The 16,338-nt window shown below is 65.4% G+C and carries 11 protein-coding genes; 1 reads left to right on the top strand and 10 read right to left on the bottom strand.

The window, feature by feature from the left end:
- Nucleotides 1-169: 169 nt before the first annotated feature.
- The 9 genes from yoaA to J2W36_RS11940 all read right to left on the bottom strand — a co-directional run bounded on the left by yoaA (nucleotide 170) and on the right by J2W36_RS11940 (nucleotide 13,582).
- A complete protein-coding gene (gene yoaA, locus J2W36_RS11980; RefSeq protein ID WP_503169904.1) occupies nucleotides 170-2,182 on the bottom strand; it encodes a DNA repair helicase YoaA in 2,013 nt (670 codons plus the stop codon).
- A gap of 2 nt (nucleotides 2,183-2,184) precedes the next feature.
- The gene (locus tag J2W36_RS11975; RefSeq protein WP_307689938.1) at nucleotides 2,185-2,847 is read right to left on the bottom strand and encodes a hypothetical protein; all 663 of its coding nucleotides are present in this window, start codon (nucleotides 2,845-2,847) and stop codon (nucleotides 2,185-2,187) included.
- Nucleotides 2,844-3,941 carry a cell division protein ZapE gene (gene zapE, locus J2W36_RS11970; protein ID WP_307689937.1) on the bottom strand — a complete coding sequence of 366 codons (1,098 nt, stop codon included), beginning with the start codon at nucleotides 3,939-3,941 and terminating at the stop codon, nucleotides 2,844-2,846. Before zapE ends, J2W36_RS11975 begins: the two co-directional genes overlap by 4 nt.
- 60 nt (nucleotides 3,942-4,001) lie before the next feature.
- Nucleotides 4,002-5,435: a dihydrolipoyl dehydrogenase gene (lpdA, locus tag J2W36_RS11965; protein WP_307689936.1), complete on the bottom strand. Its 1,434-nt coding sequence runs from the start codon at nucleotides 5,433-5,435 to the stop codon at nucleotides 4,002-4,004.
- Nucleotides 5,436-5,447: 12 nt separating this feature from the next.
- Nucleotides 5,448-6,710, bottom strand: coding sequence for a 2-oxoglutarate dehydrogenase complex dihydrolipoyllysine-residue succinyltransferase (gene odhB, locus J2W36_RS11960; protein ID WP_307689935.1), 1,263 nt, complete (start codon nucleotides 6,708-6,710; stop codon nucleotides 5,448-5,450).
- A gap of 51 nt (nucleotides 6,711-6,761) precedes the next feature.
- Nucleotides 6,762-9,638 (bottom strand): 2-oxoglutarate dehydrogenase E1 component, encoded by a 2,877-nt coding sequence (locus J2W36_RS11955; RefSeq protein WP_307689934.1) that lies wholly within the window; start codon nucleotides 9,636-9,638, stop codon nucleotides 6,762-6,764.
- A 167-nt stretch (nucleotides 9,639-9,805) separates the two neighbouring features.
- Nucleotides 9,806-11,713, bottom strand: coding sequence for a propionate--CoA ligase (locus J2W36_RS11950; protein WP_307689933.1), 1,908 nt, complete (start codon nucleotides 11,711-11,713; stop codon nucleotides 9,806-9,808).
- Between the two features lie 99 nt (nucleotides 11,714-11,812).
- Entirely contained in the window at nucleotides 11,813-12,412 is a 600-nt protein-coding gene (locus tag J2W36_RS11945) for an isochorismatase family protein (RefSeq protein WP_307689932.1), read from the bottom strand.
- A 108-nt stretch (nucleotides 12,413-12,520) separates the two neighbouring features.
- Nucleotides 12,521-13,582, bottom strand: a complete 1,062-nt coding sequence (locus tag J2W36_RS11940; RefSeq protein ID WP_307689960.1) for a PQQ-dependent sugar dehydrogenase — start codon at nucleotides 13,580-13,582, stop codon at nucleotides 12,521-12,523.
- 265 nt (nucleotides 13,583-13,847) lie between these two features.
- On the opposite strand from J2W36_RS11940, the gene J2W36_RS11935 reads away from it, so the two are divergent.
- Nucleotides 13,848-14,414, top strand: coding sequence for a C40 family peptidase (locus J2W36_RS11935; protein ID WP_307689931.1), 567 nt, complete (start codon nucleotides 13,848-13,850; stop codon nucleotides 14,412-14,414).
- A gap of 94 nt (nucleotides 14,415-14,508) precedes the next feature.
- Here J2W36_RS11935 and lpdA (J2W36_RS11930) read toward each other — a convergent pair whose 3' ends face one another.
- Nucleotides 14,509-16,335: a dihydrolipoyl dehydrogenase gene (gene lpdA, locus J2W36_RS11930; protein ID WP_307689930.1), complete on the bottom strand. Its 1,827-nt coding sequence runs from the start codon at nucleotides 16,333-16,335 to the stop codon at nucleotides 14,509-14,511.
- Nucleotides 16,336-16,338 lie beyond the last annotated feature (3 nt).

The following is a 16,338-nucleotide window of genomic DNA, read 5'->3' as shown; positions in this document are numbered from 1 at the left end:
CGATGCCCAACGCGTGCTGGTCACCAACTACCCCCAGAGCGAGTACCTCGCGCGCGGATTCCGCGCCAAGGACGACCCCTGGTGGAAGGTCTGGTGAGAAGAGCCTAAGGGCCTCTCAGGTTCAGCGGCTTTTGCCTTCCTCGCTGCCTCTCGTGGGACTCGCGGGAGGTCAACGCAAGGCTTCGATCGCCGCCTCGAAGTCTGAATCGCCGTCGAGTCGACGCATCGGCGGCAGCGCCGCGATCAGGCGCTTGCCATAACCCATCGCCACCAGACGGGTGTCGCAGATCACGAGCACGCCCTGATCGCTTTCACGTCGAATCAGGCGTCCGGCCCCTTGCTTGAGCGCCACCGCCGCCTCGGGCAGCGAATACTCCCCGAATGCATTGCGGCCTTGCGCCTCCAGGCGTTGTGAACGCGCCTCCACCAGCGGGTCGTTGGGCGGCGGAAACGGCAGCTTGTCGATCACCACCAACTGCAGTGCGTCGCCAGGCGCATCGAAGCCCTCCCAGAACGACGCCGACGCCACCAGCACGCAGCCTGCACGCCCAGCGCTCGCGCCCTCGCGAAAGCGGTCCATCAGCACCCGCTTGGGCAGTTCGCCCTGCACCAAGACCTCGGGCCGCTCGGCCGCATCCATCGCCTCGAGCTGCTGGCGCAGCACATCGCCGATGATTCGCAACGCGCGCAGCGTGGTGGTCAGCACCAGCGTGCGGCCGCCCAGCACCCTGGCACCCCGCGCCGCAAGCGTGGCGACGGCACCGCTGTGAGCCGGATCGTTTGGTTTGGGGAAGGTGCGCGGTACGTACAGCGCCGCCTGCGACGCGTAATCGAAGGGGCTGTGAACCCGCAGCACCTCGGCGTCGTCGAGCCCGCAGGGCTCGGTGAACCAGCGCAAGCGCGGATCATCGCCCAGCGTGGCCGAGGTGAAGATCCACGCGCGTCCGTTCGACTCCGCGTCCTGTGCATCGCGCTTGAGCACCCGCGTGCGCACGGCCTCGGCAATGTCCAACGGCGACTCCACCAACCGCAACTGCGTACCGACATCAACCCAGCGTACCGAAGCGAGTGCGCAGGGCTGGGCGAAGCGCGCCGAACGCTCGGCGAGTTGCGTTGCGCGCTCGTGCAGCCGCACGAAGTCGGGGGATATCTCGCTGACGGTGTCCAGGCCCTCGGCGGCCTGCTCGAACGCGGCCTGCAGCATGTCGAGCGCGTCCTGCCAAGGGTGCAGGGGCACACCTTCCGGCGCGCCGGCATGGGGCCAGCGCAGCTTGGCGCCCGGCCACTGCTTGCCAACGGCCAGGCGCAACTCCCGCGCGCCACGCTCGACGCCGGCCACCAATGCACTCCAATCGACCAGGCCTCGGGCCTGCTGGAGGCCGGTGGCGAGCAGGTCGCGCGCAAAGTCGAGCGCCTGGCCCGTGCCCAGCTGGGAGCCCAGGAACTGCACGCCCGTCTCGTTGAGCTGGTGAGCCTCGTCGAACACCACCACGCGCACACTGGGCAGCAATTCGGCCATGCCGGATTCACGCACGGCCAGATCGGCGAAGAACAGATGGTGATTGATGACGACCAGGTCGGCGGCCAGCGCCTCGCGCCGCGCGAGGTTGACGTGGCAGGGCTTGAACTCGGGGCACTGGGCGCCCAGGCAGTTTTCGCGCGTCGAGGTGACCAGCGGAATCAATGGCGAACGCTCGTCCAGGCCGGGCAGCTCGGCCAGGTCGCCCGTGCGTGTGGCCAAGGCCCACTGCTCGATCTTGGCCAGCGCGCGCACGCTGCCTCGCTCGGGCAGCGACGGGTCGTGCCGGGCCTGATGCAAACGGTGCAGGCACAGATAGCTCCCACGCCCCTTGAGCAACGCGGTACGTACAGGCAGCCCCAACGCCTCGACCAACCGCGGCAGGTCACGCCCGAAGAGCTGGTCCTGCAGCGTCTTGGTGGCGGTAGACAGCAGCACACGCTCGCCGCTCAGCAGCGCGGGCACCAGATAGGAAAAAGTCTTGCCAACGCCGGTCCCGGCCTCGACCACCAGCACCCCACCGTCCTCGATGGTTCGCGCAACCGCCAACGCCATGTCGGTCTGCCCGCCGCGCTCACGAAATTCATCAGCGGCGCGTGAGAGCACCCCGCCCTGCGCAAAGACGTCGCGGACCTGTGCGGAAAGGCTAGGAGCCTGGGACACGCTCAGGGCGGCGCAGGCAGGGGGGCCGAGCGCGGCTTGGTGCGCTCTGCGTTCTTGCGTTCGACGTCGGCGCGATGCTCGGCGGCTTTCTGCAGCTTCTGCTCGTAGTCGCGCGCCAGGGCCGGGCTTTCGGCGCGGCGTTCGGCCGCCTTGGCCTGGTCTTGGGCAGCCGTGCGCTGCTTGCTCTCGAAATCACGGCGTTTCTGTGCGCTTTCTGCTGCTGCAGCTTCGCGGCTGCGCGCATTGTCGGCCGCACGCTGCTCGCGTTGCGCTTGCTGTTCGACGGAGCGCGCACGCGTCTCCAGCGCATCCTCTGGCCGCGGCGTGGCGTTCTTCTGGTCCAGCGCATCGAGCTGCGCGGCACCCCGCTGCTTACGCTCGATGTCATTCATCGCAGCTTCCTGGCGCTTGATGTCCTCGTCTTCCTTGCGGCGTTGCGCCCGAACGTCGCTCAGGCAGGACTCGACGACAAACCGTTGGTAACACTCGGCCTGCTGCGTCTTGACACGTTGCTCCATGGCCTGCCGCTGAGCCGCCAGGCGCGCACGCTCGGCAGCGAAATCGGTGTTGCCCGCCGTTGCTTGCGCCTGCGCGGCGGCGTCGGGTGCACCCAGCAACGGCACGGCGGCAACGGCGATCGACAGGGCACAGAGCAGTATCTTCATGTCAGGCGAGTATCGACGGTCCGGCGCTCCAGCGCGAGGAACTCGGCCGACTGCATTTCGTTGAGCCGTGACGCCGTGCGCGGAAACTCGTGCGCCAGCGGGCCTTCGGTGTACAACGCCTCCGGTGGCACTTCGGCGGACATGATCAGTTTGACGCGCCGGTCGTAAAACACGTCGACCAGCCAGGTGAAGCGCCGCGCCTCCGACGCCCGGCCGACGGACATTTCGGGCACGTCCGACAGCAGCACGGTATGGAACTGCGTCGCGATCTCCAGGTAGTCGTTCTGCGATCGAGGTCCGCCGCAAAGGCTGCGGAAGTCGAACCACACCACGCCGCCGGCCTTGCGGCGGGCCGCGATCTCGCGAGACTCGATGTGCAGAACCGGATCTTCATCGGCGGTTTCGGCCAGCTGATTGAACGCCTCGTCCATTTCACGGTCGGCCTCGGGGCCATTCGGCGTGAGATAGCGACGCACCTGCTCGAGCGTACGGCGCCGATAGTCGGTTCCGTTGTCGACACTCAGCACCTCGAGCCGCTCATTGAGCAGCGCGATCGCCGGCAGGATGCGATCGCGATGCAGCCCATCCGGATACAGGTCGTCGGGCTTGAAATTGGAGGTCGTGACAAAACCCACGCCGTTGTCGAACAACGCTGCCAACAGTCGGTGCAGGATCATGGCGTCGGTAATGTCCGCCACGTGAAATTCGTCAAAACAGATGAGTTTGTAGCGCTTGGAAATGCGCTTGCCGAGTTCGTCCAGCGGATTGACGATACCCTGCAACTCGCGCAGCTCACGATGCACCTCGCGCATGAACTCGTGGAAATGCAGCCGTGTCTTGCGCTTGATCGGCACGACGTTGTAGAAGCAGTCCATCAGGAAGCTCTTGCCACGCCCGACGCCGCCGTACATGTAGACGCCACGCGGCACTTCCGGCCGATGGATGAGCTTCTTGAGCGCGTTAGACCGCTGGGCCTTGTACTCGGCCCACTCATCGGCACATCGCTGGAGCGCCTCCACTGCGCGCAACTGGGCAGGGTCGCTGCGAAAGCCGCGGGTGACGAGTTCCGCTTCGTACGCTTGTTTGACGTTCAAGATGGTCGGTGGCGGCCGCGGGGGCCCGCACAGAGGCAGGCTCCGCGGCGCCAGCTTTCTCTAGAAGTTCAGCGTGCGCTTGTCGACAGCCAGCGCAGCTTCTTTGGTGGCTTCGGACAGCGAAGGGTGCGCGTGGCAGATACGCGCGATGTCCTCGGCGCTTGCCTTGAACTCCATGGCCACCACGGCTTCCGAGATCAACTCGCTGACCTGCGGACCGACCATGTGCACGCCCAGGATTTCATCGGTCGTGGCATCGGCCAGGAACTTGACCATGCCGGTCGTGTCGCCCAGCGCGCGCGCGCGACCGTTCGCCAGGAACGGAAAGGTGCCGGCCTTGTACGCCCGGCCCGCTGCCTTCAACTGCTGCTCGGTTTGCCCGACCCATGCAATTTCCGGCGAGGTGTAGATCACCCACGGCACGGTGTTGAAGTTGACGTGCCCGTGCTGGCCCGCGATGCGTTCGGCCACGGCCACGCCCTCTTCCTCGGCCTTGTGCGCGAGCATCGGTCCGCGCACCACGTCGCCCACCGCCCAGACGTTGGGCAGGTTGGTCTTGCAGTCGTCGTCCACCACGATGGCGCCGCGCTCGTCGAGCTTGAGGCCCACGGCTTCGGCATTCAGGCCGATGGTGTTGGGCACGCGGCCGATCGAGACGATCAGCTTGTCCACCGACAGCGTCTGGGCTTCGCCCTTGGCCGTGGTGTAAGCGATGCTCACACCGTCCTTGCCGGACTTGATCTCGCCGACCTTCACGCCGAGCTCGATCTTCAGGCCCTGCTTGTCGAAGGCCTTCTTGGCTTCCTTGGCAATCTGCTCGTCCACTGCACCCAGGAAGGTCGGCAGACCTTCGAGCACGGTGACTTCAGCACCCAGGCGGCGCCAGACCGAACCCATTTCCAAGCCAATGACGCCGGCACCGATCAGGCCCAGCTTCTTGGGTACGGCGCCCACACGCAGCGCGCCGTCGTTCGACAGGATGTTCTCTTCGTCGAACGGCGTGCCCGGCAGCGCACGCGCATTCGAACCGGTCGCCACGATCACGTGCTTGGCCGAGATGCTCTCTTCGGCAGCACCCGCGACCTTCAGCTCGTAGCCAGTGGCGTCGGTCTTCACGAACGATGCGCGGCCGTGGAAGAAGGTGATCTTGTTCTTCTTGAACAGGTACAGGATGCCGTCGTTGTTCTGCTTGACGACGGTGTCCTTGCGCGCCAGCATCTTCGACACGTCCATGGTCAGGCCTTCGACCTGGATGCCATGGTCGGCGAAGTGATGGTGCGCCTGCTCGTAGTGCTCGGACGATTGCAGGAGCGCCTTGGACGGGATGCAGCCGACGTTGGTGCAGGTGCCACCCGGTGCCGGGCCGCCCTTGGCGTTCTTCCACTCGTCGACGCAGGCGACGTTGAAGCCGAGTTGCGCCGCACGGATGGCGGCAATGTAGCCGCCGGGGCCGCCGCCGATGACGACGACGTCGAATTGCTTGGTATCAGCCATCTGTGTGCGTCCTCAGATGTCGAACAACAGGCGCGACGGATCTTCCAGCGCTTCCTTCATGGCAACCAGGCCCAGCACGGCTTCGCGGCCGTCGATGATGCGGTGGTCGTAGCTCATGGCCAGGTAGTTCATCGGGCGGATCACGATCTGGCCGTTCTCCACCACCGCGCGGTCCTTGGTCGCATGCACGCCCAGGATGGCCGACTGCGGCGGGTTGATGATGGGCGTCGACAGCATCGAGCCGAAGGTGCCGCCATTGGAGATGGAGAAAGTGCCACCGGTCATGTCTTCGATGCCCAGCTTGCCGTCCTGTGCCTTCTTGCCGAATTCGGCGATCTTCTTTTCGATCTCGGCAAAGCTCATCTGATCGGCGTTGCGCAGGATGGGCACCACCAGACCCCGCGGCGAGCCGACGGCGATGCCGATGTCGAAGTAGCCGTGGTAGACGATGTCGTTGCCGTCGACCGAGGCGTTGATGACCGGGAACTTCTTCAGCGCGTGCACTGCGGCCTTCACGAAGAAGCTCATGAAGCCGATCTTGACGCCGTGCTCCTTGGTGAACGCGTCCTGGAACTTCTTGCGCATCTCCATGACCGGGGCCATGTTGACTTCATTGAAGGTGGTCAGGATGGCATTGGTCGACTGCGATTGCAGCAGGCGCTCGGCGATGCGCGCGCGCAGACGGCTCATCGGCACGCGCTGTTCCGGGCGGTCGCCGAGGTCCTGCGGGCTCAATGGTGCAGCGACTTGCTGCAGCGCAGGCTTGGCGGCAGGTGCGGGCGCAGCAGCCGGTGCCTTGGCGGTCGTGCCGGAAGCCACGGCGCCGAGCACGTCGCCCTTGGTCACGCGGCCGTCCTTGCCCGTGCCGGCCACATCGCCGGTCGACAGGTTGTTGTCGGCCAGCAGCTTTGCAGCGGCAGGCATGGCGACGTCGGACTTGGCACCGCCGGTGGCGGCGGCCGCGGCCTGGGCCGGCGCCGGAGCGGCGGCGGGAGCGGCAGCAGCGGGCGCCGGTGCCGCAGCGCCGGCCTTGCCTTCGGTGTCGATCTTGGCGATCAGCTGGTCGGCCACCACGGTGGCGCCATCGCCTTGCACGATCTCGACGAGCACGCCGGCCGATGGAGCGGGCACTTCGAGCACGACCTTGTCGGTCTCGATTTCGATCAGGATTTCATCGACGGCCACGGCTTCACCGGCCTTCTTCTTCCAGGTGAGCATGGTGGCTTCAGCCACGGATTCCGACAGCTGGGGGACTTTGACTTCAACGATAGACATTGGGAGAGGGCTCCGATTTATTGTGTGGGGTGTTCAAGAAAAGGCGCCAACTCACTTGGTGAGGACAAATCCCTTGAGCTTGGCGAATGCGCCATCGACCAGCGCCTTTTGCTGTTCCTGGTGCAGGTGCGAGTAACCGACGGCCGGCGATGCCGAAGCCGCGCGGCCCGAGTAACCGAGCTTCTGGCCGTCCTGGAGGTTTTCGTGGATGTAGTGCTGAACGAAGAACCAGGCGCCCTGGTTCTGCGGCTCGTCCTGCGTCCAGACCACGTCGACCAGGTTCGGGTACTTCTTGATCTCGGCAGCGAAGGCCTTGTGCGGGAACGGATAGAGCTGTTCGACGCGAATGATCGCCACGTCGTCTGCACCCTTCTCCTCGCGCTTCTTGTTCAGGTCGTAGTAGACCTTGCCCGAGCAGGCGATCACGCGCTTGACCTTCTCGGCCTTGGGCTCCTTCGGGTCCGGGATCACCGTCTGGAACGCACCCTTGGTGAATTCCGACATCGGCGACGTCGCATCCTTGTTGCGCAGCAGCGACTTGGGCGTGAGGATGATCAGCGGCTTGCGCAGGTTGCGCACCATCTGGCGGCGCAGGATGTGGAAGATCTGGCTGGCCGTGGTCGGCTGCACGACCTGCATGTTGGTGTCGGCGCTCAGCTGCATGAAGCGCTCCAGGCGCGCCGAGCTGTGCTCCGGTCCCTGCCCTTCGTAGCCGTGCGGCAGCATCAGCGTCAGGCCGTTGACACGACCCCACTTGACCTCGCCCGACGCGATGAACTGGTCGATCACGACCTGTGCGCCGTTGACGAAGTCGCCGAATTGCGCTTCCCAGATCACGAGCGTGTTGGGGTCGTTCGACGCATAGCCATATTCGAAGGCCAGCACGGCTTCTTCGGACAGGATCGAGTCGATGACGACGAACGGGGCCTGGTTGTCGGCCACGTTCTGCAGCGGCACGTAGGTGCCGGTGTCGAACTTCTCGCGGTTCTGGTCGTGCAGCACGGCGTGGCGGTGCGTGAACGTACCGCGGCCGCAGTCCTCACCCGAAAGGCGAACCGGATAGCCACTGGCCACCAGTGAGGCGAAGGCCATGTGCTCGCCCATGCCCCAGTCGACGTTGGCATCGCCCCGGCCCATGGCGGCACGATCGTCCAGCACCTTCTTGACCAGCGGGTGCACCGTGAAGCCGGCCGGCACTGTCGTGATCTTCTCGGCGATGCGCTTCCACTCGGCCGTCGGGATGGCCGTGTCGCCGGCGTCGGTCCACTTCTTGTTGAGGAAGGGGCTCCAGTCGACCGCGTACTTGCTCTTGAAGTTGGTGAGCACCGGGTCCGACGTGTTCTTGCCGGCGTCGAAGGCGGCGCGCTGCGCCTTGACCATGTCGTCGCCGAGCGTGTCGCCCAGGCCCTGCGCGGCCAGCTTGTCGGCGTACAGCTTGCGCGTGCCGGGGTGCTGGGCGATCTTCTTGTACATCAGCGGCTGGGTGAGCGACGGGGTGTCCTGCTCGTTGTGGCCCAGCTTGCGGAAGCAGATGATGTCGACAACCACGTCCTTCTGGAATTCCATGCGGAAGTCCAGCGCGAGCTGGGTGGCGAGCACCACGGCTTCGGGGTCGTCACCGTTGACGTGCAGCACCGGCGCCTCGATCATCTTGACGATGTCCGAGCAATACAGCGTCGAGCGGCTGTCGCGCGGGTCGCTGGTCGTGAAGCCGATCTGGTTGTTGATGACGATGTGCACCGTGCCGCCGGTGGAGTAACCACGCGTCTCGGCCAGTGCCAGCGTTTCCATGACCACGCCCTGGCCGGCGAAGGCGGCATCGCCGTGCACGATGATCGGCAGCACCTGCTTGCCGAGCGGGTCGCCACGGCGGTCCATGCGGGCACGCACCGAGCCTTCGACCACCGGGTTGACGATTTCAAGGTGGGACGGATTGAACGCGAGGCTCAGGTGGACCGGGCCGCCGCGCGTGCTCACGTCGGAGCTGAAGCCCTGGTGGTACTTCACGTCGCCGCTGGGCAGGTCTTCAGGGGCGGTGTGATCGAACTCGGCGAACAGGTCCGCAGGCATCTTGCCGAGCGAGTTGACCAGCACGTTCAGGCGACCGCGGTGGGCCATGCCGATCACGATTTCCTGCACGCCCTTGACGCCGGCTTCGTTGATCAGTTCGTCCATCGACACGATGAAGCTTTCGCCGCCTTCGAGCGAGAAGCGCTTCTGGCCGACGTACTTGGTGTGGAGGAAGCGTTCCAGGCCTTCGGCGGCCGTCAGGCGCTCCAGCACGTGCTTCTTCTGCTCGGCATTGAGCTTCGGATTGGTGCGCGCCGTTTCCAGCTTCTCCTGCCACCAGCGCTTCTGCTGGTGGTCGGTCGTGTACATGTACTCGGCGCCGATGGTGCCGCAGTAGGTTTCACGCAGGGCGTTGAGCAGGTCGCGCAGGGACATGGTGTCCTTGCCGAAGAAGGTGTTGCTCGTGTTGAACACCGTCTCGAGGTCGGCGTCGCGCAGGCCGTAGAACGACGGCTCCAGTTCGGGGATCGCCGGGCGCTCGGTGCGCTTGAGCGGGTCCAGATCGGCCCAGCGGGCACCGACATTGCGGTAGGCGGCGATCAGCTGCTGGACCGCCGTGCGCTGGCGCCCGAGTTCGGAGTCCGCACCGCTGGCATGCACCACCTTGGTGGTGCCGGCCTTGGCACGTTCGGCGAAGGCATTGACCACGGGAAGGTGGGCGACGTCCTTACCGTCGCTGCCGTCGGCAGCGGGCACGTGCTGGAGCGCGTCGAAATACTCGCGCCAGTTGTCAGGCACGCTGCCGGGATTGGCGAGGTAGTTTTCGTACATCTCTTCGACATAGGGCGCATTGCCGCCGAAGAGGTAGGTGCTGCCTTGATAGGCTTGGGTGACGTTGGACGTCGAGGAATTGCTCATATTCCGCTGACTTTCGCTTCCCTTGGGGAAGCATTAGCTGGTTTAAGAAACCTTCCGCGACACGGCTGGACCGGTTGGCGGATGCGACTGTGGCTAGGGAAGGGCCTGAGTACTCTCGCATTGTGCCACGTCGGTTCGATGACATGTCGCGGCCTTGTGACAACCACTCAGCCGGTGATGTGTTCCCGGATGCGCTCGAGCAGGGCCGGGTCGTCCAGGGTGGTGAGGTCCCCGGGGTCGCGCCGCTCGCACACGGCCTGGATCGCCCTGCGCAGCAACTTGCCGCTGCGCGTCTTTGGAAGGCCCCCGACAAAATGCACCCGCGCGGGGCGCGCGAGCGCACCAAGCTGCCCGGCCACCCGCAGCATGATCTCGCCTTCGAGTTGCATCGCGCCCTCGCCTTGCGCCACGGCCGTGTTGCGCGGCACCACGAAAGCCACGGCCACCTGCCCTTTGAGCGCATCTGCCACGCCCACCACCGCCACTTCGGCGACGCCGGCATGGCCGGAAATGCTCTCTTCGATCTCGCGGGTTCCCAGCCGGTGCCCGGCGACGTTGATCACGTCGTCCGTGCGCCCCAGGATATAAAAATAGCCATCGGCATCGCGAATGCCCCAGTCGAAGGTCGAATAGACCCCCGGGCCGGGCACGCTCTTCCAGTAGGTGTCGACGAAACGCGCATCGTCCTTCCAGAGCGTCTGCATGAAGCCTGGTGGGGTCGGGCCCTCGATGACGACCACGCCCTTCTCACCCGGCTGGGTCAGCTCTTCGCCCGTCGATTCGTTGACGACCTTCACGCGCCAGCCATACATCGGCAGGCCCGGGCTCCCGAATTTGCCGGGTTTTTTCTCGACCCCGTTGGCAATGGTGATGATCGGCCAGCCGGATTCGGTCTGCCAGTAGTTGTCGACGATCGGCACGCCCAGGCCCTCGCTGATCCAGCGCGCCGTGGGCTCATCCAGCGGTTCGCCTGCCAGGAACAGCGCATGCAGGCTAGACAGGTCGTACTGCTTGAGCAGCGCCGGATCCTGCTTCTTGAGCACCCGGACCGCCGTCGGCGCACTGAACATCACGCTCACCTTGTACTTCTCCACCAGCCGCCACCAGATACCACCGTCGGGCTGGCCATCGATGCCCTGCGTCGGCAGGCCTTCGTACAGCAGGGTGGCCATGCCGCCGATCAGCGGGCCGTAGACGATGTAGCTGTGGCCGACCACCCAGCCGATGTCGCTCGTGCAGAAGAAGGTCTGGCCTGGCCTGGCTGCAAAAATGTGCGGAATGCTGGCAGCCAGCGCGACCGCATAGCCGCCCGTGTCGCGCTGCACGCCCTTGGGTTTGCCGGTGGTGCCGCTGGTATAGATCGTGTAGCTGATCTCGGTCGATTCGAGCCAGGTGCACGGCACCTGGGCACCGGCGTGGCGTGCAGCGAGTGCCTCCATGCGATGGTCGCGTCCGTCGACGAGGTCCATCGGTGCCAGTCCCCGGTCGGCCAGCAGCACGGCCGCTGGCTTGAAGGCCGACAGGCGTATCGCCTCGTCGAGGAGCGGCTTGTACGCGATGACCTTGCCGCCGCGCGAACCAGCGTCGGCACTCACCACCACCTTGGGCTGGGCATCCTCGATGCGTGTGGCCAGCGAACCGCTGGCAAAACCACCGAACACCACGCAGTGAATGGCGCCGATCCGCGCACAGGCCAGCATCGCGAACGTGGCTTGCGGGATCATCGGCATGTAGATCAGCACGCGGTCGCCCCGGCCCACGCCCAGCTCGATCAGGCTGGCGGCCATGCACTGCACCTCGGCATGCATTTCGCGAAAGCTCCAGGTTCGTTCGACACCCGTTTCGGTGGAGACGTAAATCAGCGCGGGCTGATCGCCGCGCGCCGCCAGATGCCGGTCGATCGCGTTGTGGCACAGATTGGTGGTCCCGCCCGCGAACCAGCGCACGAAGGGCGGGCGGCTCGCATCCAGGATCTGGGTGGGGGACGTGTGCCAGTCGATGCGGCGGGCCTCTTCGGCCCAGAAGGCCTCGGGCGCGTCGATGGACTGGCGATAGAAATCGTCGTAGCGGCTCATGTCTTGTCTCCGTGGTTGCCGGTCGACGCCGGCATGCCGCCAGTATGGCGCTTTGACTTGCGCGCGCCTGACAAATGGCGGCTGCGCAGCGCAATCGACTTAACGAATCAGCGCCTGGAAGTCATGGAACGCCGGATGCTCGGCCGTACGCAGCCATTCGAAGCCAACCATTTCGGTCGTCACCAGCTCCGCACCGGCACCCGCCAGGCGGTCAAAGGCGGCATCGCGGTTGCGCTCGGTGCGGGACGTGCAGGCGTCGGTGACCACCCAGACCTCGAATTCGTCCTCGAGCAGATCCAGCGCGGTCTGCAGCAGGCAGACGTGGGCCTCGCAGCCCGCGATCACGATGGTGTTGCGCTCCTCGGCGGCCGCGGGCTTCTGCAGGTGCTTGGGCAGGCTGCGGGCGTTGCCCTGCGGCGCCTTGGCCGGCACACGCAGCCATTCGCCCAGGCCCTCCTCCACCCCGCTGAAATGCATCTTGGCGAGGGTCCGGCTGCAGAGTGCGCGGATTTCCGGCAGGTTCTCGCCGAGCTTGGACGGATTCTGCTCGGTACCCCAGACGGGCACGTCGACCCACTGGGCGAATTTGCCCAATCGCACCGCGTTGGCCGCCGCCGCCTCGCCTTCAAAGACGGCGGGCATCAGACGGGCTTGGTAGTCCACCAGCACGAGTTGGGATTGGGATGCGTCGAGCAGCATGGCGAAGGTCTTCTTTTCAAATACAGGGGAAACACGGTAAGGAACTGCGACCGCGACCGGCCGCATCGAACACGCAACCGTACCATTGAAAAAGCCCGGAATGCGCGCTCAGTCGGGCAGCAGTCGCAACAGCTTGCCGTTCGATTCGTCGGTCAGGACGTAGAGCAGGCCGTCGGGACCCTGACGCACATCGCGGATGCGTGCGCGACCGTCGATGAGCCTGTGTTCCGCCGCCACCTTGCCATCCTTGAGTTCGATGCGGTCGAGGTAGCCGAACTTCAGCGAGCCGACGAACAGATTGCCCTTCCACGCGGCCCCGTACCGGTCGCTGGTCAGGAACGCCATGCCGGAGGGCGCGATCGACGGCACCCAGTAGTGCAGGGGCTGCACCATGCCGTCCTTGGCCGTCAGGCCTTCGCCGATCTTGCCGCCCCCGTAGTTCTCGCCGTAGGTGACCGTGGGCCAGCCATAGTTCGCACCCGCCTGCAGCACGTTGATCTCGTCGCCACCCTGCGGGCCGTGCTCGTGCATCCACACCTGGCCATCGGGGCCGAGCGCTGCTCCTTGGCCGTTGCGGTGGCCGTAGCTCCAGATCTCGGGCAATGCGCCCGCGCGGCCAACGAACGGGTTGTCCCTGGGAATGCTGCCGTCCTTGGCGACGCGCACCACCTTGCCCAGATGATTGTCGAGGCGCTGCGCGTCTTCCTTGCGACTGAAGCGATCGCCCAGCGTCAGGAACAGCGTGCCGTCCCGGGCCTCGACGATGCGGCAGCCGAAGTGGCTGCTGCTTGCCACCTTGGGCCGCTGGCTGAAGATGACCTGCAGGTTCTCCGCGCGCAGACCGTCGGCCGACAACTGGGCGCGGGCCAGCGCCGTGCTGTTTGCAGAACCGCGTGCCTCGGGCTCCGAATAGCAGATATAGAACGTGCGATTGCTGGCGAAGCTGGAATCGGCCAGCACATCCAGCAGGCCGCCCTGGCCGCCGGTGGCAATGGCCGGCAGTCCGGCAATAGGCTCGCCGAGCCTGCCATCAGCAGCAATGGCGCGCAAACGGCCTGGCCGCTCGGTCACCAGATAACGCCCATCCGGCAGGAAGGCGAGACCCCACGGGTTTTCCAGGCCCGCGGCCACTGGCTGGGTGCGGGGTGCACCCAGGGTGGACAGCGGCATGAATGCCGCGAGCCAGACAGCCGCCACGCCAACATATACAGCACGCTTCATCCGTCGGATTTCAACATCAAGCGGTACGGTGTGCCGTTGTTCTGCCCAAGGCGCTACGGACTCTCATGGCCCAATCGAGGCACCGAGAGACCCTACCGTTACAATTTAGAATCAACACATCTTCCAAATCTCCAATGTTGACAATGGGTTACGTTCATAATTTAGGCACCCCATTCAATTGACAACGACCGGTGTCATCCCTATCCTACGGACCATGCGTTTTCTTGCCCTACCTGCCTGCCTCCTGATCGCCTTCGCTGCCCATGCAGCGCCTCAGCAACAGCCAGACAGTTCGAGCGAGGTGGACCGCATTCTGGCCGAGCGCGGTTTGGTCGGCCACTTCCAGCAGGTCGGCCGCAACGTGGTCGACCGCACGTCCGATCTGGTCGTGACCGCCATCGGCTTTCTGGGCGTTCCTTACCGCCGTGGTGGCAATACCGCCGAAACAGGCTTCGACTGCAGCGGCTTTGTTCGCGCGATGTACAACCAGACGGTGGGACAACTCCTTCCCCGCCGTGCCGAAGAACAGGCCGCCGCCACCGAAAAGATCGATCGCAGCGAACTCAAGCCAGGCGATCTGGTGTTTTTCAATACGATGCGCCGCGCATTCAGCCATGTCGGCATCTACGTGGGCGAAGGCAAATTCATCCACGCGCCACGCTCGGGCGCCAATGTCCGCGTGGAAGACATGAACGGCAGCTATTGGCAGCGCCGATTCGATGGCGCGCGCCGCGTGCAGTCGATGGAAGCGCCTGTGATCAAGGCAACGTCGGGCGACTGAGCCCACAACTGACCATCCGCTTGCAGGCCCGATCTGCGGGCAGACATGAAAAACCCGCCGAGGCGGGTTTTTTTGCGCGTGCGCGCCGCGAAGCTCAGCGCTTGACCGGTGGCAGGTCGGTACAGGTACCGTGCGCGACTTCTGCCGCCATGCCGATGCTCTCGCCCAGCGTCGGATGCGGATGGATGGTCTTGCCGATATCGATCTCGTCGGCGCCCATCTCGATGGCCAGGGCGATCTCGCCCAGCATGTCGCCCGCATGGGTGCCGACGATGCCACCGCCCAGGATGCGGTGCGTCTCGGCGTCGAACAGCAGCTTGGTGAAGCCTTCGTCGCGACCGTTGGCAATGGCGCGGCCAGACGCGCTCCAAGGGAAATGCCCCTTCTTCACCTTGATGCCTTCGGCCTTCGCCTGGTCTTCGGTCAGGCCGACCCAGGCCACTTCAGGGTCGGTGTAGGCCACGCTTGGGATCACGCGGGCATTGAAGGCCGCGCTGGCCAGTTCCTTGTCGCCCTTCTGCTCGCCGGCGATCACTTCGGCCGCCACGTGCGCCTCGTGCACCGCCTTGTGCGCCAGCATCGGCTGGCCAACGATGTCGCCAATCGCGAAGATGTGGGGCACGTTGGTGCGCATCTGGATGTCGACGTTGATGAAGCCGCGGTCGGTCACGGCCACGCCCGCCTTCTCGGCACCGATCTTCTTGCCGTTGGGGGTGCGGCCGACGGCCTGGAGGACCAGGTCGTACAGTTGAGGCTCCTTGGGGGCGTTCTCGCCTTCGAACATGACCTTGATGCCCTCCTTGGTCGCCTCGGCACCCACCGTCTTGGTCTTCAACATGATGTTGTCGAAGCGCGGCGCGTTCATCTTCTGCCAGACCTTCACCAGGTCGCGGTCGGCGCCCTGCATCAGGCCGTCCATCATCTCGACCACGTCGAGGCGCGCGCCGAGCGACGAATACACTGAGCCCATCTCCAGGCCGATGATGCCGCCGCCGAGGATCAGCATGCGCTTGGGGTCGATGCCCATTTCCAGCGCGCCGGTCGAATCGACCACGCGCGGATCGCCCTTGGGCATGAAGGGCAGATGCACCGCCTGCGAGCCGGCAGCGATGATGCAGTTGCGGAACTTGATGGTCTGCGCCTTGTCGGTCGTCGCGCTGCCGGTGCCCGAGGTTTCCTGCGCCTTGAGGTGGTACGGGTCGACGAACTCGCCCAGGCCACGCACGGTCGTGACCTTGCGCATCTTGGCCATGGCCGTGAGGCCGCCCGTGAGCTTGCCCACGACCTTGTTCTTGTGGCCAAGCAGCTTGGCGCGGTCGACAGTGGGCGTGCCGAAGTCGACCCCCAGATCGGCGAAGTGCTTGACCTCGTCCATCACCGAAGCGACATGCAGCAGCGCCTTCGAAGGGATGCAGCCGACGTTCAGGCAGACGCCGCCCAGCGTGGCATAACGCTCGACCAGCACGACCTTCAGGCCGAGGTCGGCTGCACGGAACGCCGCCGAATAGCCGCCAGGGCCGGCGCCGAGCACGAGCACGTCGCATTCGATGTCGACGCTGCCGCCGTAGCTGGAAGCCGCAGCGGGTGCGGGTGCGGTCGCCTGGGGCGCAGCCGCCGCCGGGGCGGCCTGGGGCGCGGGCGCCGCAGGAGCTGCCGCGGGCGCCGATGCCGTGGCGGCACCTTCCGCCGCCTCCAGCGTCACCACGACCGAACCCTGCTTGACCTTGTCGCCCACCTTCACGGCCACCGACTTGATCACACCGGCCGCCGACGAAGGAATCTCCATCGACGCCTTGTCCGACTCCACCGTGATCAGCGATTGCTCGGCCTTGACCGTGTCACCCACCTTCACGAGCACCTCGATCACCGCGACCTCGTCGAAGTCACCGATGTCCGGAACCTTGATCTGTTGTTCACTCATGTT

It is taken from the genome of Variovorax ginsengisoli, assembly GCF_030811835.1.
Taxonomy (GTDB): domain Bacteria; phylum Pseudomonadota; class Gammaproteobacteria; order Burkholderiales; family Burkholderiaceae_C; genus Variovorax; species Variovorax ginsengisoli_C.
This window is presented reverse-complemented; position numbering and strand designations above follow the sequence as displayed.